The sequence below is a fragment of the Phycisphaerales bacterium genome, assembly GCA_040221175.1.
Classification (GTDB): domain Bacteria; phylum Planctomycetota; class Phycisphaerae; order Phycisphaerales; family UBA1924; genus JAHCJI01.
The window spans coordinates 916,948-940,569 of record JAVJVK010000004.1 but is presented as its reverse complement, the minus strand read 5'-3'; the positions used below and the strand labels follow the sequence as shown (position 1 = coordinate 940,569).

The 23,622-nt window shown below is 67.2% G+C and carries 18 protein-coding genes and 1 tRNA gene; 11 read left to right on the top strand and 8 right to left on the bottom strand.

Features of this window, described 5'->3' with window-relative positions; translation table 11 throughout:
- Positions 1-16 precede the first annotated feature (16 nt).
- A complete protein-coding gene (locus tag RIE32_06325; protein MEQ9095863.1) occupies positions 17-889 on the bottom strand; it encodes a CheR family methyltransferase in 873 nt (290 codons plus the stop codon).
- A 140-nt stretch (positions 890-1,029) separates the two neighbouring features.
- A tRNA-Leu gene (locus tag RIE32_06320) sits at positions 1,030-1,113 on the bottom strand.
- A gap of 119 nt (positions 1,114-1,232) precedes the next feature.
- Between RIE32_06320 and RIE32_06315 the strand changes: the two genes are divergently transcribed.
- Positions 1,233-1,733: a hypothetical protein gene (locus tag RIE32_06315; GenBank protein MEQ9095862.1), complete on the top strand. Its 501-nt coding sequence runs from the start codon at positions 1,233-1,235 to the stop codon at positions 1,731-1,733.
- A 15-nt stretch (positions 1,734-1,748) separates the two neighbouring features.
- Here RIE32_06315 and RIE32_06310 read toward each other — a convergent pair whose 3' ends face one another.
- From RIE32_06310 to RIE32_06300, 3 genes are all read right to left on the bottom strand, one after another.
- Complete coding sequence (locus tag RIE32_06310) at positions 1,749-2,045, bottom strand: hypothetical protein (GenBank protein MEQ9095861.1); 297 nt, start codon at positions 2,043-2,045, stop codon at positions 1,749-1,751.
- A 61-nt stretch (positions 2,046-2,106) separates the two neighbouring features.
- Positions 2,107-2,415 (bottom strand): hypothetical protein, encoded by a 309-nt coding sequence (locus RIE32_06305; GenBank protein MEQ9095860.1) that lies wholly within the window; start codon positions 2,413-2,415, stop codon positions 2,107-2,109.
- A gap of 148 nt (positions 2,416-2,563) precedes the next feature.
- Positions 2,564-3,919: an ABC transporter permease subunit gene (locus RIE32_06300; GenBank protein ID MEQ9095859.1), complete on the bottom strand. Its 1,356-nt coding sequence runs from the start codon at positions 3,917-3,919 to the stop codon at positions 2,564-2,566.
- 375 nt (positions 3,920-4,294) lie between these two features.
- Between RIE32_06300 and RIE32_06295 the strand changes: the two genes are divergently transcribed.
- The 6 genes from RIE32_06295 to RIE32_06270 all read left to right on the top strand — a co-directional run bounded on the left by RIE32_06295 (position 4,295) and on the right by RIE32_06270 (position 14,210).
- Positions 4,295-6,409 (top strand): SPFH domain-containing protein, encoded by a 2,115-nt coding sequence (locus RIE32_06295; GenBank protein ID MEQ9095858.1) that lies wholly within the window; start codon positions 4,295-4,297, stop codon positions 6,407-6,409.
- A 66-nt stretch (positions 6,410-6,475) separates the two neighbouring features.
- Positions 6,476-7,477, top strand: coding sequence for an SPFH domain-containing protein (locus tag RIE32_06290; GenBank protein ID MEQ9095857.1), 1,002 nt, complete (start codon positions 6,476-6,478; stop codon positions 7,475-7,477).
- Positions 7,470-8,927 (top strand): SPFH domain-containing protein, encoded by a 1,458-nt coding sequence (locus RIE32_06285; GenBank protein MEQ9095856.1) that lies wholly within the window; start codon positions 7,470-7,472, stop codon positions 8,925-8,927. Before RIE32_06290 ends, RIE32_06285 begins: the two co-directional genes overlap by 8 nt.
- A 36-nt stretch (positions 8,928-8,963) precedes the next feature.
- The gene (locus RIE32_06280; protein MEQ9095855.1) at positions 8,964-10,202 is read left to right on the top strand and encodes an ABC transporter ATP-binding protein; all 1,239 of its coding nucleotides are present in this window, start codon (positions 8,964-8,966) and stop codon (positions 10,200-10,202) included.
- Complete coding sequence (locus RIE32_06275) at positions 10,199-12,172, top strand: hypothetical protein (GenBank protein ID MEQ9095854.1); 1,974 nt, start codon at positions 10,199-10,201, stop codon at positions 12,170-12,172. Before RIE32_06280 ends, RIE32_06275 begins: the two co-directional genes overlap by 4 nt.
- A gap of 76 nt (positions 12,173-12,248) precedes the next feature.
- Positions 12,249-14,210 (top strand): hypothetical protein, encoded by a 1,962-nt coding sequence (locus tag RIE32_06270; GenBank protein MEQ9095853.1) that lies wholly within the window; start codon positions 12,249-12,251, stop codon positions 14,208-14,210.
- A 6-nt stretch (positions 14,211-14,216) separates the two neighbouring features.
- On the opposite strand, the gene RIE32_06265 is transcribed toward RIE32_06270, so the two are convergent.
- Positions 14,217-15,167 (bottom strand): phosphoribosylaminoimidazolesuccinocarboxamide synthase, encoded by a 951-nt coding sequence (locus tag RIE32_06265; GenBank protein MEQ9095852.1) that lies wholly within the window; start codon positions 15,165-15,167, stop codon positions 14,217-14,219.
- Positions 15,168-15,242: 75 nt separating this feature from the next.
- On the opposite strand from RIE32_06265, the gene RIE32_06260 reads away from it, so the two are divergent.
- From RIE32_06260 to mfd, 3 genes are read left to right on the top strand one after another with little or no spacing between them, the layout of a single operon-like run.
- The gene (locus tag RIE32_06260) at positions 15,243-16,889 is read left to right on the top strand and encodes an endo-1,4-beta-xylanase (protein ID MEQ9095851.1); all 1,647 of its coding nucleotides are present in this window, start codon (positions 15,243-15,245) and stop codon (positions 16,887-16,889) included.
- A complete protein-coding gene (locus RIE32_06255; GenBank protein ID MEQ9095850.1) occupies positions 16,886-17,377 on the top strand; it encodes a ComEA family DNA-binding protein in 492 nt (163 codons plus the stop codon). The genes RIE32_06260 and RIE32_06255 overlap by 4 nt, the downstream gene beginning before the upstream one ends.
- A gap of 21 nt (positions 17,378-17,398) precedes the next feature.
- Positions 17,399-20,779, top strand: a complete 3,381-nt coding sequence (gene mfd, locus RIE32_06250) for a transcription-repair coupling factor (protein MEQ9095849.1) — start codon at positions 17,399-17,401, stop codon at positions 20,777-20,779.
- A gap of 52 nt (positions 20,780-20,831) precedes the next feature.
- On the opposite strand, the gene RIE32_06245 is transcribed toward mfd, so the two are convergent.
- Both RIE32_06245 and RIE32_06240 read right to left on the bottom strand, forming a co-directional pair.
- Positions 20,832-21,413: a hypothetical protein gene (locus RIE32_06245; GenBank protein MEQ9095848.1), complete on the bottom strand. Its 582-nt coding sequence runs from the start codon at positions 21,411-21,413 to the stop codon at positions 20,832-20,834.
- 190 nt (positions 21,414-21,603) lie between these two features.
- A complete protein-coding gene (locus RIE32_06240) occupies positions 21,604-22,188 on the bottom strand; it encodes a hypothetical protein (protein MEQ9095847.1) in 585 nt (194 codons plus the stop codon).
- 474 nt (positions 22,189-22,662) lie between these two features.
- Here RIE32_06240 and RIE32_06235 point away from each other — a divergent pair, with 474 nt between their 5' ends.
- A complete protein-coding gene (locus RIE32_06235; protein ID MEQ9095846.1) occupies positions 22,663-23,487 on the top strand; it encodes an SDR family oxidoreductase in 825 nt (274 codons plus the stop codon).
- Positions 23,488-23,622: the final 135 nt, after the last annotated feature.

The window sequence follows — 23,622 nt, the reverse complement described above, 5'->3', positions numbered from 1 at the left end:
TTTGGTCTTCGGGGGCTTATGCCTTGCGATACGCGGCTGCCGCGCGGTCCGGCAGCGGCGTGAACGTCGTCGGTTCGATTGGCAGGATCTCCGACTCGCCGACCATCAGCACGCCGTCGTCGGCCAGCAGGTCGTGGAACATGCCCAGCACACCCTCGCGGATCTGCGGCTCGAAGTGGCCGAGCGTGTCGCGACAGACGATCGCGTCCCATGAGCCGTGGCGGGCGATGCCGGCACGGTCGCGAAGATCGATCGCCTCGAACCCGAGCATCTGCGTGATCTCGTCGTTCACAGCGTACCGCTCGCCGTGCTGGGTGAAGTACCGCAGTCGCACGATTTCCGGCACGCTCGACGCGATTTCGCTTCCGTAGACGCCACGCGATGCAGCGTCGATCGCGGCGTGATTCAGGTCGCAGCCATAGATCTCCACGCACCAGTCCATGAGGCGGACGCCCAGGCACCGGTGCACGATCATGGCCAGCGTGTAAGCCGTCTCGCCGCGGCCGCAGGCCGGGCAAAACAGCCGCAGTTGTCGGCCTTCCTTCCGGGCCTCGAGCAAGCCGGGCAAGATCGAGGATTCGAACGCCTTCAACTGGCGCTCGTGATCGAAGAACGCAGCCGTGCTCGGACTGACGTGTTCGAGAATGGCCTGGAACTCTTCACCGCGGAGCGGGCCCGCCGTCAACAGCGTGAGATACTGGTCGAAGGTGTCGAGCCCGACTTCCGCGATGCGCGTCTTCAGCCAGGAGGAGAGTTCGCTGCGGCGGTCGTCTGGCAGGGTGAGGCCTGACCGCTCCAACACGACGGCGGCGAGTGACTCCAGGGCCCGGCCATCGATGGCGGGCAGTTCCTGGGATGTGGTTTGCGGCGTCAACTGCGGCTGCGACATCGAGCGGGCCCTCCTCGGTCGCCGGCATGGCGGACCGATATCCACACCATCGGTCGGGCAAGGGCCAAGGTTGATCTCGATTGGTTGTGCCGGTTGTGCGGTCGCGTCGGATATCGGACGGACCGCCGGTCGGGAAGGAATGCCCAGGAGAGGACTCGAACCTCCACCCTGTTTCCAGGACTACCACCTCAAGGTAGCGCGTCTGCCAGTTCCGCCACCTGGGCGTGGGGCGAGGCCGGGAAACCCGGCGCGGGGTGAGCATAGCGGTCAGGCCGCCCGCTGTCGAGCGTACGATGCCCCAACGGACCCAATGCAGCACCCGAGAACCCCCATCGGAGGGCCCATGCCTCAATCCGGATCGACCTCAAGCTCTGCTCCGCCCGCCTTCGGCACGCTCCTGGAAGCCCTGCGTCAGCGGGCGGAAGCGGCGGGTGTCTTCGCCTCGTGCCAGATCATCAACAACAGGCTGGACTGCCTGGCCGATGGCTCCGCCGAAGAGGCGTACTACCGGGTTCGTTGGGATGACGGCAAGGTCTGGGTCGCCCTCGAGATGGCCGACCGCTGGCAGAGCGAGTCGATCGAGGCGGACCTGGTTCACACCGGCGACAAGCTCGATGAACTGCTGGAAGAGGAAATGGTCGACCTGGGCTACGAAGGGCCCCGGCCGACGTTCGAGCACTTCAGGTCCGACGACATGCTGTTTACGTTCCGTTCGCCGCTCAACGTTCCCGCCGAATCCCTGGATTCGGAAGAGAGCGCACGAGCCGCGGCCCACCTGCTGCTGGGCTACGAGGCCTGCTTCCGCCAGCTTGGGGATATGGACGCGGGCAACGCCGAAGACTGAGTCGCCTCGCCGCGATTACGACGTGCCGATCTGCCCGCCGCCAGCGATGAACTCGTCAACCTGCTGCTGCAGCTTCTGGTTGATCTGGCGCACCTCTTCTTGAGACTGCTGGGTGTCGCGCTGGGCGACCTGGGGTCCTTGCGTGGCGCCGAACGGCCAGGGGATGATTCCGGCCTGCATCGCAAAGAACGCGCCGGCCAGCAGCAACATGGCCGCGGCCGCCCCGATCTTCATCGCGGCGGCGCTCGGACCCGAACGCTGGGGCTGGTTGCGGCCGTTGTCGAAGTCGATGCCATCGAGCAATGAAGCCATGGGAAACCTCCTCGGTGCGCGCCGGCGGCGCGACGATGCAGAAGCGACCTGTGCTGCGGACTCAGGAGCCGCCGACGGTGCCGCCGCGGCGGATGAACTCGGCCTCGTCCTGCTTGAGCTGTTCCTGGATCTGCTTGACCTCTTCATCCGAGCGCGGCGTGTACTCGACGACCTCGCCGGAGCTGTTGGTGACGGTCTCACCGCCCCAGGGCGCGGGGATAATGCCGAACTGCATGGCGATGAGCGTGCCGGCCAACAGGAACAGCACGACAGCGATTGAGATCTTGATGACCTTGGGGTTGGGCCCGCCGCCAGACTTGGAAGAGCCGCCGGACTCGTTGACTTCGATGCCTTCAAGGAGGGATGACATGGGAGGCCTCCGATTCGTTCGGTGCCGGCGCGAGAACGGGCCGGGGGAGAGTGTAATGCAAGCGGCCACGGCCGCCGCCCGACACAGCAGTTTAGTCGGGCCCTGACAGAATAATGATACGCAAATTCGCGGCAGGAGTTGACGGGGTTTACCCTACGTCGCGTCGCTGGAAGAGCGCGATGGCCAACGCCAAGAAGGCCGCGATCTGGAGCAGGGCATAGATCACGACCTTCAACAGGTGCGATGCAGGCACCTCTCGGTTCTGCGTCACCGCGTCGAGCAACCAGTAATAGTGCATGTTCGGAATCACCGCCCAGAGCGTGGCCGAGACCGGCTCGACCCGGGTGGGGGTAATGAACACGTAGTCGTCCCGTTCTGGCTCTCGGTAGAGCTGCAGCGGGTTGCGCCCGATGTTCTGGACCACCAGTTCCTTGCCCTGCACGCTCTGGACGACCAGGCCGCTGGGCGTAGTGGGCTCGAACAGGCTGGGCGTGTCGGATGGATCTCCGGCAAAGGGCGTGAAGTTGCCCGTCACCAAGGCCACGCCGTTGGGGTTTGGCCCATAAAAGAACGGATCGCCCGGCTCGATCTCGATACGCGGTGGCTCCTTGAGGGTGACTTCCATGAAGGCCCCGCGGGCCGAGGGGTTGTTCTCGCCGACCTCGGGGGGCTGGGCAAAGTCGACCACGCCGACGATGTCGTTGGAGAATGCTTGCCTGCCCAGGAAGTAGTTCGAGAGCAAACCGCCGAGGAAGACGCCCGCACAGACGACGATGGTCATGACCTGGCCCAGCCGCGTACTGGCGGCCGTGGCAACGGCGGTCAGCACGAGGATCGCGAGCACCATGGCCGAGCAGGCGATGAGGATCTTGACCGGCAGGTCGGATGTGATGGGCTGGAACTCCCACTTCTTGGAAATGAGCAGGACGCCGAGATAGGCCAGCAGCACCAGGGGCAGCATGGCGACCACGGCCGTCTGGTTGAAGGACCAGCCGTACATGAAATTGCCCGCGGCGGCCAGCAGGAGCGAGCCAATGACCGCTCCGAGGCTGAAAAGGATGACGGGCATGTCGAGGTTGTCGCCCGCGGTGGACATCACGCCGTGGCGGATCGCCAGCAGCAGGAAGGCGAGCATGATGACCACGGCGCCGGTGATGGCACCCGCGACCCCCAGGTACTTTCCGACGACGACCCAGGCCCTGGAGATGGGCTTGCTGACCACCGTGAGCATGGTCTTGCGTTCAATCTCGCTGGAGATAACGGCGGTGGCAAGGAAGGCCGCCATGAGGACGCCGGCTCCGAAGATAGTCGCTAACCCTACGTCCAGCAAGAGTTTATTGTCACCGTAGACCTCGGCCGAACTGCTCCGACCCATGCTGAATGCGGCCGTCCACGTGTTGAAGACCTGCAGGAGCCCGCTGATGAGCACCAGCAGCAGGAGGATGGGCTGCCTGACGCTCTCGACGAAGGTGTTTCGGGCAATGGTGAAGAGTTGGCTGAGCATGGGCCTCCCGGTCTTGCACGGTCGCCTGCGGTGGTCTCAGGGCGTTCCAGCGATGCAATGATTCGCCCCAGGGGGTGTGCGGGGTCGGTCGGGCGACGAATTTCTTGCCGCGTCGGGCCGAACCCCGGTCGCGGCGATTCGTAGCTGCCCAATGCGTCCGCATGCCCGCCCTTGGGGCTTCTGGGTCGGGCGTGCCTCGGGAGGGGCGGAGCGAGCACGGGCGAATCTCGCCCCGGACGTGTGGAAAGCGACGCTCCGGGGCGTGAGAATGGGCAGTCAGTGGCCGGGCGCGTGGGTGACGCCGCGTCCCGGTCGCCTCGGACGTGCCCGCGGGCGGACCGATCGCGGCGGATTCCTTGCCGGGAGCCTTCATGAATGTCGGGTGATTTCAATACCTACAAGCGTGCGGCCAGCCACTGCATCCTGGGCCTGATCTTCCAGAGCGTGTTTGGCGTCGGGCTGTTGATCTACGGCATCGTGGGCAACGAGCCCACGGCGGTCACCGGCTCGATCTTCGCGCTGGTGGGCCTGGTGCCCTGGATCGTGCTGCTGATCCTCTACGACCAGCACCGCCGAGAGCGGATCGAGGCGATGGAAGCCGAGGCCTTCGCCGCGACCGACGCGGCGACGAGTTCGGTATTCGAGGAAGCCGAGGGCGGCCTGCGGGTTGCAGGCCGGCGACTGAAGTTGATCCGTACGGTCGCGGTCCCGACGGTGGGGCTGGTCTTTGGCGCCGCGCTCATCCTCGCTGGCCTGCTGCGGATCGGCCCCGGTCGCGAACTTGCCAACCCCGATGAGTTCGTGGCCCCGCCGCATGAACTCGTGGGCCTGACGCTGGGCCTGGCCGTCGCGGTGATCGGGTTCATGTTCAGCAGGTATACCGCGGGCATGGCCAAGCGGCCTGCCTGGCAGGCGCTGCAGGGTGGCGCCACGATCGCGGCCGGCACGGCCGTGTTCGGCCTGCTCGTGGGCGCGGGCCACGTGGTCGATCAGCTTGGCAGCAACGACGTGATCCGTGCGATGCTGTACGTCTCGCCCATCCTGCTTGTGGTGTTCGGGGCCGAGGCGATCCTGAACTTTCTTCTCGAGCTCTACCGCCCGCGCAAGCCCGACGAGGGCTTTCGCCCGCCGTTTGCGTCTCGCCTGCTTGGCCCGGTCGCGTCGCCCGAGGTGGTGGCCGAGTCGGTCAGCGGCGCGATCGACTACCAGTTCGGCTACGAGGTATCTCGCAGCTGGATGTATCGCCTGCTTACCCGGCGCGCGTGGATGCTGATCCTGGCCGCGGCGCTCGTTCTGTGGGGCATGTCGGGCGTGGTGGTGGTGCGGCCCGATCAGACGGGCATCCACACGCGATTCGGGCGTGTGGTCGATGCGCACGTAGAGCCCGGTCTGCACTTGAAGCTGCCCTGGCCCGTGGACCGCATCGAAGTGCCCGGCGTGTATGAGTTCGACGAGGACCGCGTGGAGCGGCTGGTGGGCTACTCGACGAGCACGGTTCGCAACATCGACGGTGCGAGCGCCCCACGGGCGGTCGAGACCGACGCATACCTGTGGACCAATCTCATGGCCGAGAACGAGTCGACCATGCTCGTGCAGCCATCGCGGGGCGAGGTGGAGGCCGGCTCGGAAGTGGAGTTCGGCCGGGACCTGAGCATGCTGCGGGTCGAAGTGCCCGTGCGTTACACAGTCGAAGATGTCGAGGCGTGGGAGCTGTTCACCCAGGACGGCAACCACCTGGACATGCTGTATCGCCTGACGCAGAAGGTCGTAATGCGATACCTGCTGCGGTCGAGGGTCGACGAATTGCTTGGGCCCAAGCGGGCGGAGATGGCCGCGGAAATCCGCGATCACCTCGAAGAGGAGTTCATCAAGGCCAACCCCAAGCAGAACGGCGAGCCCATCGTGCGGATCCTCTCGGTTGGTGTTTCGGGCGTGGCACCGCCGGCCTCGGTAGCGCTCCAGTACGGCCAGGTCGTCGAGCAGGAACAGAAGTACCAGGCGCAGCTCAACGCGGCCCAGGCCGAAGCCATTCGCTCGCTCACCCGCGTGGTCGGGTCGGTAGAACTGGCCGACGAAATCGTCGCCGAGATCGATGCGCTCGGACGCTTGCAGTCCCGGCGTGGCTCGACGGTTGATGAGGAACTCGAAGCGGAAATCATCGAGCAGGAACTCAAGATCGACCGCCTGCTGGCCGAGGCGGGCGGGCAGGCCGCGTCGCTCATCGCCGAGGCGCAGGCCCAGCGGTGGGAGCGCCACATGGGCCAGTGGGGCGAAGCGCAGCTGGCCATGGGCCAGGCCGCGGCGGACCGGGCCAACCGCCCGTACTTCCGCGCACAGTTGTATTTGGATCGTTTCTTCAACGCGCTCGATGGAAAGCGTGTGATGATCGTGCCAGGCCGGCGTGGCGTGTCGATGGAAGTCGACCTGACGCACGATCGGCAGGGTGGCGGCATCCTGCAGGACGACTTCTCGTCGTCGGATGGCGGCTGACTTATTCGTGATGGTGCACAGGCGGGGCGTCCCGGGGCGTTCCTTGCAGCAGGAGTTTTTTCTGGCATGCCCAAGTTCATCTTGACATTCGGCGTGGCGATCCTCTTCGTGGTCGTCTTGCTGGTCTACGCGATGACCTTCACGGTGCGCTTCACCGAAGCGGCCGTGGTCACGTACTTCGGTGAGGTTTCCAAGGAGGTCACCGAGCCGGGCCTCCGTTTCAAATGGTTCTACCCCATCGAGGGCGTGACCAAGTACGAAACGACCAATCGCCTGTCGCAGGCGCGCATCGAGACCTATCAGACGCGCGATGACCGGCAGTTGATCGTCGGCGCCTTTGCCATCTGGCGTGTCAAGCCCAACGAGGTTGGGACTTTCTACCGCCGGTTCAGCAACTCCGGACCTCGGGCGGCCGACCACTACCGCGCGGCCGCGACGCTCGTGGAAGACACGCTGCGCAGCTCGATGTCCGAGTTGAGCTCGTACTCGATGGCCGAACTGTTCACGCCCAACGAGGCAGCCTCCAGGCTGGAAGAGCTCGAAGAGCGCGTGCTGGCACAGATGAAGTCGACGCTCGAGGGCCAGGGCGAACGGTCGTTCGGCATCGAGGTCGTGCAGGCGGGGATCGCCCGAACGAGCCTGCCCCAGACCACCACCGAGGCGGCCCTGGAGCGCATGCGCCAGGATCGCGCCCGCATCGTGACCGGGCTGCAGCAGAGCGGCCAGAGCGAGGCCGACGCCATTCGATCGCGGGCCGAGAGCAACGCTGCCAAGATCCTGGCGTTCGCCGAGAGTCGCGCCCGGCAGATTCGCGCTCGCGGCGATCAGGAGGCTGCGCGATATCTCGAACAGATGAGCGAGGTGCCGGGCCTTGCGATCTACCTGAAGAACCTGGAACTGCTCGAAGAGGCGATGTTCGGCCGGGCCACGCTGCTTTTCTCGACCGACACGCCCGGCTTGAACCTGCTGGATCCGTCGCTGTTCGAATCGAGCGAGGCGGGCGAGATTCCCGGCATGGGTACGTTCTTGGGCGAGCCCGAAGGAGCGAGGGGGCGCGGCGATGAGTGAGCCGACCGATCGCGGCGATGACGCCCCCCGCAAGGACGACGCGTCGCTCGAATCGATGTTGCCCGAGTTGCGCGAGGATCAGTCCAGCGCCGCGCCCGTGCGCGAGGCGTCGGTTCGCCTGCGCGCCGATGGCGGCTCGGGCGAGCAGGCCATCAACGACATGCACGCGGCCAACGAGTCGCTGGCGGCGGCGTTCCGCACGATGTACCGGCTGTTGCAACTGGCCATCGTGGGGCTGGTGGTCATCTACATCTTCAGCGGCTTCCGGACGGTGAGCGCGGGCGAGCGTGGCATCAAGGTGCAGTTCGGTCGGCCCTCGGCCGACACGGTGTCGCCCGGTTTCACGTGGACGCTGCCCTACCCGCTCGGGCAGCTCGTGCGCGTGCAGACCGGCCAGCGGACGGTGCAGCTCGAAGACGAGTTCTGGTTCCGCGTGGATGATCGCGATCGTGGTCGTTCGCTGGAGGAACTGGCGCGGGCGCCGCGGCGATCGCTCGATCCCGAGCGGGATGGCGCACTGATCACCAGCGATCAGAACCTCGTCCACACGCAGTGGACGGTGGTGTACCGCCGCGAGGATCCCCGCGAGTTTGCCAGCAACATCACTCCCGAAGACGAGCAGGCCATTGTCCGGACGGCCGTGCAGCGCGGCGTGATCCGTGCGGTCTCGACGACGGCGATCGACGACCTGCTGCGCGAGACCGGCGCTGCCGGCGGCGTGGCCAGCCGAGCCCAGCGCATCGCCCAGGAAACGCTCGAAGCCATCGATGCGGGCATCATCGTTGAGTCTCTGTCGATGCGGACGCGCACGCCTCCACTGAGCGTGTGGCAGGCGTTCACCGAAGTGCAGACCGCCGAGAGCCAGAGCCAGACGCAACGCGTGCAGGCCGAGAGCTTCGCGTCCAACGAACTCAGCCGGGTCGCCGGTGCGGCCGCCGAGGTCATCCTCGAGCAGATCAATCGCTACGAGCAGGCCGTCGAGCTTGGCGAGGAAGCCGAGCAGGATGCGATCCTGGACAAAATCCACCGATTGCTCGCTGGTGAACCGGTGGAGATCGACGGCGAGATCCAGAGCTATCCGGTGAGCGGCCAAGTATCGCAGATCCTCAACACCGCCCAGCAGCAGCGGGTTGAGGCGGAACAGTCGGCCAAGCTGATGCTGGCGCTGTACAACGCGAAGCTGCCGCAGTATCGCCAGAACCCAGACCTGGTGCTGCAGAGCGACTGGTCGCGCATGATGGTGTCGGTGCTCTCGCGGGACACGGTGGAGGTCATCAAGCTGCCGCTTGGCACGATCAACCTTCTGGTGAATCCCGACCCGGAGATTCGTCGGATGATCAACGAGATCGAGCAGGAGCGGTTGAATCGCGAGGCCCAGGAACGCCGCCAGCGTCGCGATCGCGACCGGGAGTTCCGGACCGACACCGAGATGCGCGAATTTGGCGGTTGATTGCCGCCACGGAACGCAACAGGGAGCACGCATCGCATGACCCAGATGGCAACCCCGCAGTCGGCATCAACGCCCGAGGCCACCAGTCCATCGGCCCGACCCGTCGTTGCCGTGCAGGGGCTCACCAAGACGTTCCGCGATTTCTGGATGCGGCCGCGCGCCCGCGCGGTGGCGGACGTGACCTTCGACATCCGACCGCACGAGATCTTCGGATTGCTGGGCCCCAACGGCTCGGGCAAGAGCACGACGATTAAGATCCTGCTCGGGCTGCTCAAGCCCACCAAGGGCCGCGTCGCCGTGTTCGGCAAGTCGCCCACCGACGTGCAGATCAAGAAGCGCATCGGGTACCTGCCCGAGGAGAGCTATCTCTATCCGTTCCTGAACGCGCGAGAGACGCTGGACTACTACGGCCGCCTCTTTGGGCTCGATCACTCCACCCGGCAGAAGCGCATCGACGACCTGCTGGACATGGTGGGCCTGAAGGCCGCCCAGTATCGGCAGGTCCGCGAGTACTCCAAGGGCATGCAGCGTCGCATCGGCCTGGCCCAGGCGCTCATCAACGACCCCGACCTGCTGATCCTCGACGAGCCCACGACGGGCCTGGACCCCATCGGCACGCGGCAGGTAAAGGACCTGATCGTTGAACTCGGGCGGCGGGGCAAGACCGTGCTGCTGTCCAGCCACCTGCTGGCAGACGTCGAAGACGTGGTCGATCGCATGGTCGTGCTCTACGGCGGACGAATCCGCAAGGAAGGCACTCGCGAGCAATTGCTGCTGTCGACCGATCGGACCACCATCGAGGCCGACACGCTCGATGAACAGACGCTGGCGGAGATCGATGAGGTTATCCGCCGCCGTACCGGGGGCGCCAAGGCGGTGCAGCGGGTCTCACACCCGCGGCAGAAGCTTGAAGAGCTGTTCCTCAAGATCGTCGAAGATGCGCAGGCCGAACGACTCGAGACCGCCGGTGCCGAGGGCGGCGGGATGACGGCCGAGTTCCTCCGCGCCCAGAGCGTTCCGCAGGACGAGGGCGAGGCGCTGATCAGCGATCTCGTGCGCGAGGAGCCGCCTGCCCAGGCCGAGCAGGAAGAGCCCGTCGAGCCCGAACCCGAGCCTGAGAGCGTCGACGAAGTAGTGGTGGAGGATCTCATCGAAGATGAGACCCAGCCGCAGGAGACCGAAGACAAGCCCGAGGTCGACCTTGGCGTCATCGGTTCGCTCATGGATGACGACGAAGAGGATGATGGCAAGGCCGGCAAGGACACGAAGCGATGAGCAAGCTGTGGGCACGGATCGATCGCCTGCAGAAGTCTCGCGGGTTCAAGATCGTGGCGTCGGTTCTGGTCTTGGCGCTGGCGGTCACGGCGGGCATCGTCTACATCGCTCAGTCGAGCTCGGGGGATCGCGCGAGCGACCGGATCGAGTTCTTTGATACCTCCGAGATCGAAGACCCGCAATTGCGCGCGCAGATCGAGCGGCAGCAACGCATCATCCAGGGCGTGCTGGCCCAGGACCGCAGCCCGCTGGGCGTCGCCGTGGGCATCGGCGTCGGGCTGGGCGTCTCGCTCATCATCATCTGGCTGGGCCTGGGGCTGACGTACGTGCTCCTGAACCTTGCCGTGCTGCTCGTGTCCGGGCCCATGATGCTGGCGGTGTACTACGGTCGGGCGGGTCCGACCGTCGAGGCCCTGGCTCGCATCATCGCGGGAGCCGCCACGCTGGCGTTCTGCTTCGTCGCGGTGCTCGAACTGCTCCGCCTGTTGCTGTCGATCCCCTCCGGACCCGTGTTCGCCGTCGCGCGGAACGTGCTGGCCGAGGCGGTGCGGATGAAGGTCTCGCTGGTCTTCATCGTGCTGCTGATCCTCGGGCTGGCCGCTGTCCCCATGCTGCTCAACGAGGGCACGCCCCTGCGGTATCGGATGCAGGCGTTCCTGCAGTATGGCACGGCCGGCGCGTTCTGGATGCTGGCGATCCTGACGCTGCTGCTGTCGGCCGCGACACTGACCTTCGAGCAGCGAGACAAGATCATCTGGCAGACCATGACCAAGCCGGTCTCGGTGTGGAAGTACCTGCTTGGCAAGTGGCTGGGCGTCGTGACGCTCAACGCGGCCCTGCTGCTGGTGTGCGGCGCCGGCATCTTCCTGTTCGCCGAGTATCTGCGTCAGCAGCCGGCCGACGGTGAGCGCGAGGCCTACGTGGCCCGTGGCGTGGAACTGGGGGCCGCCGCGCTGAGTGAAGACCGCCGCATCCTGCACAACCAGGTGCTCCATGCCCGCGTGGCTCGCGATATCGACATCCCGCTGGCCAAGGACAGCGAGGAATTCGGGAACATCGTCGACCAGTTCATCGAGCAGCGCGAAGCGCTCGAGTCGTTCCAGGACCTGGCCGAGGAAGAGCCCCAGACCCGCTCGCAGGTGCGCGACGACCTGTACAAGAACTACATCGCCCGGCTGCGATCGATCGAGCCAGGACAAGCCAAGACCTACGTGTTCGGCGGCCTGGAGAAGGCCGCCCAGCAGGACGCGCCGTTGCTGCTTCGGTATCGCGTGGAATCGGGAGCCAACCTGCCCGACGAGTCCTACCGCATCATGTTCGACTTCGGCGGTTTCCAGTACGAGCGCGAGGTACGACTGGCCCAGACGCTGATCATCGACGACATCCCGCCGCTGGCCATCAACGAGGATGGTCAACTCGAGATGACCATCATCAATGGTTCGCTTGTGCAATCGAGCAACGGCCAGATGGGCATCATGGGCAATCCGAAGACCATCACCTTCCCGCCCGGCGGGCTCGAACTGAGCTACAGCGTGGGCGGGTATCGCATGAACTTCGTGCGCGTCGTGGTCGTGCTGTGGATCAAGCTGGCCTTCCTGTCGTTGCTTGCCATCGCGGCCTCGACGGCCCTGAGCTTCCCGGTGGCCTGCCTTGTGGCGTTCGGCGCGTTCTTTGCGGCCGAGAGCGCCCTGTTCCTCGAAGAATCGCTGGAGGTGTACAACCCCTTCTTCGGCGAGGGCATCGGGCCAGCCATCCTCGCGGTGGTCGAGTTCATTTCGGCCGGCGTGATCTGGGTGTTCAGGGTCTACGCCGAGTTGAATCCCACCGAGAAGCTGGTGCAGGGCGAGTACGTCTCGTGGGGCAGCCTGGCCCAGGGCATGGTCGTGCTTGGCATCTGGTGCGTGCTCTTGTTTGGCTTGGGGTGGCTGGTGTTCCGCTCCCGCGAGTTGGCGATTTACTCGGGGCAGTAGCGATCCGATACACCGCGGACGGCGTAGGACAGGGGCGGCGTGTGCTGACGCCCGAACCATGCGGAGGCGATGAGCGATGCCACGAGGCCGAATGACCCAGTTGATCGCCGTGGTGGCCTGCTTCGTGCTGCTTGGCCTTTCGGGTTTCGTCTCGGCCGACCTCACGGCTTCGGCTGGTCGTCACAAGCTGACCTACACCGAGCGTGCGGAAGAGGGTGATCCGCCGCAGGTGGCGCTTGGCATCGCGATGGGCGCCTTCCGCGGGCTGTTCGTCAACATCCTGTGGATCCGGGCCAATGAGTTGAAGGAAGAGGGCAAGTACTACGAGGCCGTCGACCTCGCCCGTGCCATCACGCGGCTGCAACCGCGGTTCCCGCAGGTGTGGGCCTTCCACGCCTGGAACATGGCGTACAACATCTCTGTCACGACGAACACACCCCAGGAGCGGTGGAACTGGGTGAGCCAGGGCATCGACTTGCTCCGAATGGAGGGCGTCAAGCACAACCCGACCGACATGGTGGTGCACAAGGAACTCGCATGGCTGTTCCTCCATAAGGTCCAGGCCTTTGCCGATGATGCCCACTGGTACTACAAGCTTCAACTGGCCGCCGAGTGGCACGAACTGCTCGGTCCACCCCCCTCCGGCGTTGGTGGCGACTACACGCGTGAGGCGCGAATCGCCCAGTTCGAAGATTGGCTGCGCCCGATCGTCAACGCTCCGGACACGCTCGTCGAAGTGGTCCAGGCCGAGCCCAAGGTGGGCGAGTTGGTCGACCGGCTCGCGGCCCTCGAGGTCGATGCGACCAGCCAGAAGACCCTGAAGATCGTGACGCGCGTGCGGATGGCGCGCTCGTCGGCCGTGTGGCCCGAGCTGCGCGATTCGGCCGACGATCGATTCCTGGCCATCACCGAACTGGTGCATGATCCCGAGTATGAGCAGGCCTGGAAGGCGCTGCTGGCGTTTACGCGCAAGAGGGTGCTGTTGGAAGACTTCAACATGGAGCCCCGACGCATGCTGCGGTACACCAGCGCCTACGGACCACTTGATTGGCGACATCCGGCCGCCCATGCCCTGTACTGGGGCCAGAAGGGCGTCGAGGGTGGCATGACCCGCATCGAAGCGGTCAACATCAAGGACTACGACTTCATCAACACCGACCGCCTGGTCGTGCAGTCCATCCAGGAGCTCTGGCGCACGGGCAACCTGTTCTTTGATTACAGCGGCATGCGGCTGAACACCGGCGAGCGCCAGCCGTTCTACCTTGGCATTCCCGACCCCGCGTTCGTGCCCGTCTACGGCGAGATCCTGGCAGACGTGGTCGAACGCAGCTACTACGACAACGACCGCGCATACAGCTCGTATGCGGCGGGATACGAGAACATGATGAAGGACGCCATCCGGTACGTGTACCGGCGCGGAAACCGCGAGTTGGCGACCAAGATGAAGAACGATCTGGCGAACTTCGAGTTCGCCAACATGAACGACAATCGTCGGTACCAGTGGCTGGCCCAGGACATCGACCGATTCGTGCGGGCCGAGCTTACAGACCGCCTCGGTTCGCCGTCGGTCGCGCTGCAGGAAGTCGTCGGCTCGCTGTACGACGCATATCTGACGGGCCTGGTCGCCGGAGACGACGAAGTCTTCGAGCGCGCGATGGACTACGCCAAGACCTACCACGCGCTGTACCGCGAGCAGCAGATCCGCGAATCGGGCCTTGGCACCGTGCGGATGGAGTTCCTCGACCGTCGCTTCGATTTCGTGGCCGGGCAGGTGTTCGGCTCGCTGCTTCCGCAGCTCAACGTCGACTATGCCCAGGCCGCCTACAACAACGCGCCCCCCGAGCTGCGCATGTGGGCGTACGACGAACTCGTGTTGCGTTTCAAGCCGATCTTCGACGACGAGCAGGGCAACCCCATCGTCGAGGGCCGCAGCTTCGACTCGGTGTTCCCCGAGCCCCAGGGCATGCAGGCGTTCCGTGCCATGCTCGATCGTGAGTTTGGCCAGCGCGGCGATCAGTTGCAGCGCGAGCTCAAGTAGGGACGGTCAGGTCGTCAGCAGCCGCAGCGCGGTCTCGTAGCGCTCGGCCGTCTGCTTCACGACGTCTTCGGGCAACTCGGGACCGGGGTCGTTCTTGTCCCACGAGCCGCGCTCGACCAGGCCCATCAGGTACTCGCGCACGAATTGCTTGTCGAAGCTCGGCTGGGCGTGCCCGGGCTCGTATCCATCGGCCGGCCAGAAGCGGGAGCTATCGGGGGTGAGCGCCTCGTCGGCGAGCATTGGTTCTCGCGAGCCTCGCGAGGCATCGAGCGGGAACGCGAACTCGAACTTCGTGTCGGCCAGGATAATGCCGCGGCCGGCCGCGTGCTCGGCGGCGGCCCCGTAGATCGCCAGCGAGCGTTCGCGGAGTTGTCCCACCAGGTCGGCCCCGAGGAATGCCGAAGCCTCTTCGATCGAGATGGGCTCGTCGTGCTCGGGCGGCTCGGCCTTGGTGCTGGGCGTGAAGATGGGCTCGGGCAGCCGATCGCACTGGCGCAGGCCGTCTGGGAGTTCGATGCCGCTCACGCGTCCGGTCGCGCGGTAGTCCTTCCAGCCCGAGCCCTCCAGGTAGCCTCGAACGACGCACTCGAGCTTGATGATGTCGCCCCGGTGCGCGATGGTGGTGCGCCAGCGGAGGCTTGCCGGATCGGTCGCTCCGTCGACGTCGAAGGCCGACGCGGGAAGATCGGGCCGATCGCTGATGAAGTGGGTGGGGCCAAGGCGGCGGGATTCGAGCCACCGGAACCACCATGCCGACAGGGCGGTCAGCACGCGGCCCTTACCGGGAATCGGGGTCGGCAGGACCACGTCGAAGGCCGAGAGGCGATCGGTGGCGACGATGGCAACCCTGTGGTCGCCCAGGTCGTACACCTCGCGGACCTTGCCGCGATGCAGGAGCGGGAGGGCAAGGCGGGTTCGGGCTATGGTGGCCCCGTGGGTCGGCTCGGCGCTTGGCATGGCCGTATGGTAGTGGGTGCGGCCCGAGGCGAGGCCCGGAACGACGACCCAGGCCCCTTGGAGAGACGCTGGCGGATGCTCAAGTTCTTCGTGCATCGCGATGGGAAGCCGGCCGACGGCTGGCCGCTCGCCCACGCGGGGATCGTCGCCGCCGATGGCGCCACCGCGCCGGGCGAGATCCGGGTCGACCAGGGCGTCCTCATGGTCTCGCCCAACAACCCCGGCACGGTCTCGCTGGAGATCCTCTACCCGGCCGGCGCCGCCGAGGGTGGCTCGAAGGCCGACCGGGCGACCCTGCTCACGACGACGCTGCTTCCCCAGCGCGATCGCCCGTATCTGTTGCCATTGGAACTGGCCCGCAAGCAACTCATGCGGTTCCTCAACGCGCTCGAAGAGTGGAACCTGGCCATGCTCTCGGCCGAGCATCCGGCCCTGCAAACCTTCGAGCGCGCGCGCGAAGATTTCTCGGCCGCCCTGGTGTCCTGGCGCAGCCTGCAGAACGATGAGTTGCAGGCCGACGATCCGGCCATCGCCGCGGCCGACGAGAAGTCTCGCCGTGCGTTGCGAGACGCGCTGGAGGCCAGCGAATTGCTCGTGTCCGAAGCGGTCAAACGCGGCCTGGCCTCGCGCGCCGATGGTTCATGGTTCAACGACGCCATCGAGCGGGCCGAGCGGTCGATCGGTCGGCCGGCGGGCAAGCCGGTCGCCGTGGTCAAGGCTCCCGAGGCACACAGCGTGACGCTGGCGGGCGTGGCACGGATCGGGTGCGCAGTCGATCCGCTGGGCTTCGAGCCCGCCGCCCAGTCGGCACTGGCGAAAGTCGCCGATTTCATCAGCGTGCCCATGCCCTGGTCTTCGATCGAGCCGGCCGAGGGCAAGTACCAGTTTGCCGCAACCGATCGATGGATCGAGTGGGCCGTGCGCAAGGGCAAACTTCCTGTGGTCGCCGGCCCGGTACTCGATCTGGCCCCCGGCAGGCTCCCCGAGTGGCTCTTCATCTGGGAGAACGACTACGACACGCTGCGCGAACTGGTGTACGAGCACATGCGTCAGGTGGTGACGCGATACCGCCGAACCGTGCAGTGGTGGACGCTGGCCAGTTCGTTGGGCGTCGATGGTGCGCTCGCCCTGCGCTTCGAGCAGGTGGCCGACCTGCTGCGCGTGGCCACCATGGTGACGCGGAAGCTCCAGCCGCAGGCCCGCGTGCAGGTGGAGATCGCCGACCCCTTTGCGCTGTATGCGGCGCGCTCGAAGCGGTCGTTGCCTCCGCTGCTGTTGGCCGAGTTGATCGCCCAGAGCGGAACGCACGTTGATGCCATCGGCCTGCGAATCGATCTGACCGAGCAGAGCACCGCCGCAGCCGTGCGCGATGCGATGGCGTTCTCCGAGATGCTCGATCGCTATGCCACCATGGATCGGCCGATCTCGGTGACGTTCGCGGCGTGTCCTTCCAGGCCTGTGGACACGCAGGGCGAGAGCGGCCAGTGGGACGGGCCCTGGTCCCCCGCGGCCCAGGCCGACTGGATCGAGCGCGTCCTGGCGGTCGCCGCCGCGAAGCCCTACGTCCATTCCATTTGCTGGGGCGTGGCCCAGGACACGGCCCGAACTGCGGGCGGCGCGGGGCTGACCGACGCCAGCGGCGCTTCGCGCCCGGCGCTCGAAGCGCTCGGACGCCTGCGTAGCTCCGTACGGGCAGGCACGCAACCTGGAGCAGGCGGATGACGGCCGCAGCGCCGACGCCTCAGAACGCACGCTGGGTGGCGGCGTTGCTGATTTCAGGCGTGGGCCTGGCGGGTGTGGGGTACAGCCTGGCCACGCGACCGACGCCCGGGCCGCAACCGGTGGTGTTCGTTCCTCAGCAGGTCGAGCCGCGCGTGGGTACGCCGATCGAGCCAGCCGCAGCGCCAGCACCTGCGCCGAGCAGCCAGGCCCAGGCCCAACCGCCCGATCGCGGCGCATCGATCTCGCAGGTCGATCCGACCAATGCCGACGCCGGCATGTCGATCGACGTCAATACCGCCACGGCCGCGCAGCTCGAACTACTGCCGGGCATCGGACCCTCGAGAGCGGCGGCGATCATCGAGAGCAGGCAAACCGCGGGACCGTTCCGAACCGTGGAGGATCTGGCCCGCGTGCACGGCATCGGTCCCGCCACCGTCGAGGGGGTTCGCCCGTACGTTCGTATCGAGCCGGTGGGCGGGGGCGGATGACGCCCTAACATCTTCTCGCGCTTGCACGAGTTGCTTGCAGATCTCGGCGGACTCGACGAACTGGCCCATGCCCTGAGCGGCAAGGGGCGGCCACGCGCGCGCGGCGCCATCGGTGCCTCGCCCTCTTTCACGGCCGCTGCGTTATGCGATCGCCTGCGTCGGCCGGTGGTGCTCGTCCACGCCCACGTCGAAGATGCCCAGCACGCCGCCGACGAACTCGAAGGGCTGGGGCTTGAGGTCGTTGAGCTTCCCGCCATCGAGGCGGGCCCCGATGGTGTCTCCGCTCGGGCCCTGGCGGGCAGGGTGGCGGCGGTGCGCCGCGTGCGCGAACTGGGCGAGCAGGAAGAGCCATTTGCGATCGTCGGCTCGATCCACGCGTGGATGCAGCCCGCTCCGACCGCAGCGCAGCTCGAGCGGCTGAGCCGACGCGTGAGCAAGGGCGACCGCGTCGACCCCGGCGAACTCGTTCGCTGGCTGGGCGAGGCCGGCTACGACCGCGTTGACGCCGTCGACGAGCCGGGCCAGTTCGCCCAGCGCGGCGGCATCGTCGACGTGTTCCCCGCCGCGCCGGGCACTGATCAGGACGCCGCCGTACCCGTGCGGCTGGACTTCTTCGGCGACGAGCTCGACCGCATTGCCGAAATCGACGTGCAGAGCCTGGCCAGCGTCACGACGATGGATGCCGTCGACCTGCCGGCCGCCGTGGAGGGCGAGCAGGCTCAGGGCGCGGGCGTCTGCTTTGTCGAGCACTGCCCGGCGAGCGCGTTCGGGCTGCTGGTCGAAACGCTGGAGGTCAGCGAGCAGGGCCGCGGGTATTACGAGCGGGTGAGGGCCGAGTCGGGCGTGATCGCGCACACGAAGATCGTGAAGCTCGCGCAGGAGAAGCTGCACGCCTTCGCCGAGCTGAACCAGTACTCGAGCACGGGCGACGCCGACGAACTCGCGTTGCCGGTGGAGCGCCCGCCAGACTTCAAGGGGGCTGGCGCCGAGAGCGCGATCGATGTCGTTGCCGCCGCCGGGAAGTGGGCGGTAGAAGAAAACTCGCGGGTGCTCGTGCCCTGCGCCACGCCGGGCGAGATCAGCCGCCTGGGCGAGCTCATGGAAGAGGCGGGCGTCACCAACCTGGAGCCCTGGCACGCGGCCATCGCGCACGGGTTCGTGTGGAGGCAGCCCGAGACGATCGCGGTATTGCCCCTGCACGAGATGCTGGGCCGGGCGCCGGTGCGCCGGCGGCACGCGCGCATCAAGAGCGTGCGCACCGTCGACGCGTTCCTGGACTTCGCGCCCGGCGATCATGTGGTGCACGCCGACCACGGCATCGCGCGCTTCGTCGGGCTCACGCTCATGGAGATCGATGGCTCGGGCAAGAGCACGGACATCGCGCAAGCCGCCAAGGGCAGGAAGAAGAAAAAGCCCAACGACTTCAACATCGAGGAGTTCCTGACCCTCGAGTTCAAGGACCGCGCCCGCCTGCACGTGCCGGCCACGCAGGTCGACCTGATGCAGAAGTATGTGGGCGGCTTCAGCGGCACGCCACCGCTCAGCCAACTCGGCGGGGCGCGGTGGAAGAACCAGAAGGAAAAAGTCGCTGAGTCGGTCAAGGACCTGGCCGGCGAGCTGCTGCGCGTGCGCGCGGCGCGCGAGGCCAGCCCGGGCATTGCGTATCCCGCCGACACGACGTGGCAGAAAGAGTTCGAGGCCGAGTTCCCCTACCAGGAAACCGACGACCAGCTCGCCGCGCTCGCCGCCATCAAGCGCGACATGGCCAGCCCGAGGCCCATGGACCGGCTCATCTGCGGCGATGTTGGCTTCGGCAAGACCGAGCTGGCGATCCGGGCCGCCTTCAAGGCCGTCGAGTTCGGCAAGCAGGTCGCCGTGCTCGTGCCCACCACGGTGCTGGCCGAGCAGCACGAGCGGACGTTCCGCGAGCGCTTCGCGGCCTATCCCTTCCGCGTCGAGAGCGTCTCACGCTACAAGACGACGAAGGAGGCCAACGACACACTCAAGGCCCTGCGCCGCGGCGAGGTCGACGTCATCATCGGCACGCATCGGTTGCTCAGCAAGGACGTGCGCTTCGCCGATCTGGGCCTGGTCATCATCGACGAGGAGCAGCGCTTCGGCGTCGAGCACAAGGAACAACTCCTGCGGCTGCGGACCGAGGCCGACGTGCTCACGCTCAGCGCCACGCCCATCCCGCGGACGCTGCACATGGCGATGCTCGGCCTGCGCGACATCTCGAGCCTGACCACGCCCCCCGCCGAGCGGCAGAGCGTGGTGACCGAGGTCATGCCCTTCGACCGGACCCGCATCGAGCAGGCCATCGCGCGCGAGCTGGCACGCGAGGGCCAGGTCTTCTTCGTGCACAACCGCGTGAAGGACATCAAGGCAAGAGCGGCGGAAGTCCAGGGCATGGCGCCCGAGGCCACCATCGTCGTCGGCCACGGCCAGATGCCCGGCGGCGAGCTCGAGGACGTCATGCTCCGGTTCGTGCGCCGCGAGGCGGACATCCTGGTCAGCACCACCATCATCGAGAGCGGCATCGACCAGCCCAGCGCCAACACGATGGTCATCGCCGACGCGGACAACTTCGGGCTGGCCGACCTGCACCAGCTGCGCGGTCGCGTCGGTCGAAGCAGCCGAAGGGCCTACTGCTACCTGCTGCTGCCCGAGGACGGGATATTGAGCGCCGTGGCGAAGAAGCGCCTGGCCGCCGTCGAGCAGTACGCCATGCTGGGGGCGGGTTTCAAGATCGCCATGCGCGACCTGGAGATCAGAGGCGCGGGCAATCTCCTGGGCTCCGAGCAGTCCGGGCACATCGCCGTGGTTGGCTACGACATGTACTGCCGCCTGCTCGAGCAGGCCGTGCAGGAGATGACCGGCCAGCGGAGCGTCACGCACAGCCGCATCGCGCTGGATGTCGGCCTCAAGGGCTACATCCCCGCCAGCTACATCCCCGGCGACGTGCGCCGCATGGCCGCGTACCGCCGCATGGCGCTGGCCAGCAGCATGGAAGAGGTCAACGCCGTGCGCGAGGACCTGAGCGAGGCCTACGGCAAGCCGCCCGGACAGGTCGATCGCCTGCTGAGCCTGGCTGAGCTGCGCGTCGCGCTGGCAAGCGCGGGCGTGAGCGGCGCCGCGGTGCGCGGGGCCGACGTCATCCTGTTCGCGGCCGACCCGCGGCCGGTGCTGGACAAGCTCCAGGGCATCGCCGGCTCGCTGACGAGCCTGACGCCCAGCAGCGGGGGGGCCAAGCGCCGCGATGCGGACACGCAAAGGCCGCTGCACGAGGTCTACTGGAGGCCGCCCGAGCAGTATCGCCAGGGGCGGACGCTGGTAGACGTGTTGTGCAAGCGGCTGCTTGGTCGAAAGCACGAACCTGCCGAACGGACCGCACGAGCCTGACGATCGGCGCGCCCAGGGCGCCCGCGCCAGCCGGGCTCACGCGGCGGGGGAACTAGCGGCGGCGGCGGGCCACCATCGCAAGGCCGCCCAGCAGGGCCAGGCCACCGGCCGGCGCAGGGATGACGATCTGCAGGGCGCCCTCGTCGAGCTCGGCCAGGCGGCTCTGGCTGGTGGCGCGGGTGCGCTCCAGGTACACGTCGTACTTGCTGGTCATCGACTCGATGTCCAGGATGGTCGGGCCGCTCAGCGAGCCGTCGACGGTGAAGTCGACCGCCCAGAAGCCGATGGGGTTGGTCGGGTCGGCGAAGATGCCGGCGGTGGGGAAGTTCAGCTGCCCGGCGATGATGCCGTCGATGCTGCCCGCGCCGATCACGCCGGGCACGGTGCCCGGGCCGTTCATCGGGGCCAGCAGGCGGGCGTTGCTGAAGGTGCCCTGGGCTTCGTTGATCAGCACGCTGGTGGCGATGCCCGCCACGGCGTAGTCGGTGCCGCCATAGCCGGCGGTCATGCTGATGGTGATGGTCTGCCCGGGCAGGGCGTCGCCGTCGACGGTGAAATCGATGGCCTGGGCCATGCACGCAACGGGGGCGCCCGCCACGAGGGCCAGGCACGCAACGGTCTTCACGAGGTTCATTTCTTGCTTCTCCACCCCCGGCCGGCGCACTGCGCCCCGTGGGCACGAAACGGATGCGGGGGACACGACCCACCGCCGAGCATGAACATACATCCGATTCGGCACGCGGCGACCGGCGCGCAAAGACAATTTTTCAAACCTGTTCGGGGCGAGGATTCCCGCAGGCGGCCGTACGGTGCGAACGGAACGCTCACCGCCGGCGGCGGGAAGCCAGCGGCACGCCGGCCAGCAGCGGCAGCCAGCCCGCGGGTGCCGGCACCGCGATCAACAGGGCGCCCTCTTCGAGCTCGTCCACGCGGAACTCGCTGGTTGCCAGCAGCCGATCGGTATACACGTCGAAGCGCCGGGTCCGGGTCACCACGTCGATGAGCACCGGGTTGCTCGGATCATCGACTTCGTACACCCAATCGACCGCCCAGAAGGCGATCGGATTGGTCGGGTCGGCGTAGATGCCCGCGATCGGGAAGTTGAGCTGGCCGGCGATGATGCCGTCGATGCCCGTAGCCGAGACGGCGCCGGCGGTGGTGCCCGGCCCGTCCATCGGAGCGATGAGCCGTGGGTTCTCGAGCCGGCCCTGGATCTCATTGATGACCAGGTCGGTGCCGATGCCGGCCATGGCGTAGTCCATTGGGCTGAAGCTGGCGGTCATGGTGATGATCGATCGTTCGCCGGGCATCGGGATGCCCCCGGACACACCCGCTTGGATGTGGATCGCCTGGGCCATGGCGGGGGCGGCGAAGGCGAGAGCTAGAGCGGCTGGTGCGAGGCGGGTCATGGCGGTCCTCCCGTGGGGCTGGCCGCGTGATGGACCACCCACCGTACAGGTACGCCCGCGCCGGGCGGCCCGTTGCGTGTCCGGGGGCCGGGCCGGCCGGCACGCTTCCATGGGCCTGCGGCGTCCCGCCGGGGGCCCGCCGCGCCCGCCCCACGGCGTGGCGAGCCCTTGGCCGGATGCGATGCGCCCTTGCCACGGCGCGGCGAGCCCTTGGCAGGATGCGATGCGCCCTTGCCACGGCGTGGCACGACCAGCGCAGGAAGTGCCGCGCCCGGCCTCGGGCGTGCCGCGCCCGGCCTCCTTCGCGTCGCGCCCTTCGAAAGGCGCGACGCGCAGGACGGCGTTATCCGGGCCTAACGCGCAGCAATTGCACCATTCGGGCCTTCTGTTCGCTATTCGTTCAGGATGATCGACGGCTGCATCTCGGTGAGCCCACCGGCCGCGCGCACCGGGCTCGCCCCGTACCCTCCGCCCATGACGACCCCCACCACCACCTTCGACACCAACCTCCACGGACGCACCGCCCTGGTCTGCGGGGCCAGCCAGGGCATCGGGCTGGCCTCGGCCGCCGCCCTGGCTTCGCTGGGCTGCCGCGTGACGCTGTTCGCCCGCGACCCCGAGCGGCTGGGGGAGGCCATGGCCGAACTGCCCGTGGTCGACGGCGTCGAGCACGACGTCGCCGTGGCGGACTTCCACGACCCGGCCATGGTGCTCGACGAGGCCAGCGGCGCCATGGACCGGGCGTCTTCTCGTGGGGGTGGCGGCTTCGATATCCTGGTCAACAACACCGGCGGGCCGCCCGGCGGGCCGATCACCGAGGCTTCGGGCGAGGCGTTCATCAAGGCCATGACCGCCCACCTGGTGAACAACCAGAACCTGGCCAATCTCGTGCTGCCGGGGATGAAGAAGAACGGCTACGGCCGCATCGTCAACATCATCAGCACGTCGGTCCGCTGCCCGATCCCCGGGCTGGGGGTCTCCAACACCGTCCGGGCGGCCGTCGCGGCGTGGGCCAAGACGCTGGCCGGCGAGGTGGCCCAGGACAAGGTCACCGTCAACAGCGTGCTGCCGGGCTTCACCGACACGGCGAGGCTGAGCAGCCTGTTCGACGCCAAGGCGGCCAAGCAGGGGACCGATACGGGGGCCGTACGCGACCAGGCCCTGGCCAGCATCCCCATGGGCCGGCTGGGCGAGCCCGAGGAGGTGGCCGCGGCGGTCGCGTTCTACTGCACGCCCGCGGCCAGCTACATCACCGGCACGGTGCTGGCGGTCGACGGCGGACGGACGCCGGCGTTCTGATGGGGCCGCTGGCGACGCGGGGGGCCGTTTCGTGGTATGCTTGGGGATTGCGGCGGAGGCGGTACGGGTTGGCCCGTCCCTCGCGTGGCGACTTCGAGCCCGATCCCCGGTCCGCCGTCCATCCCGGGCCGGCGC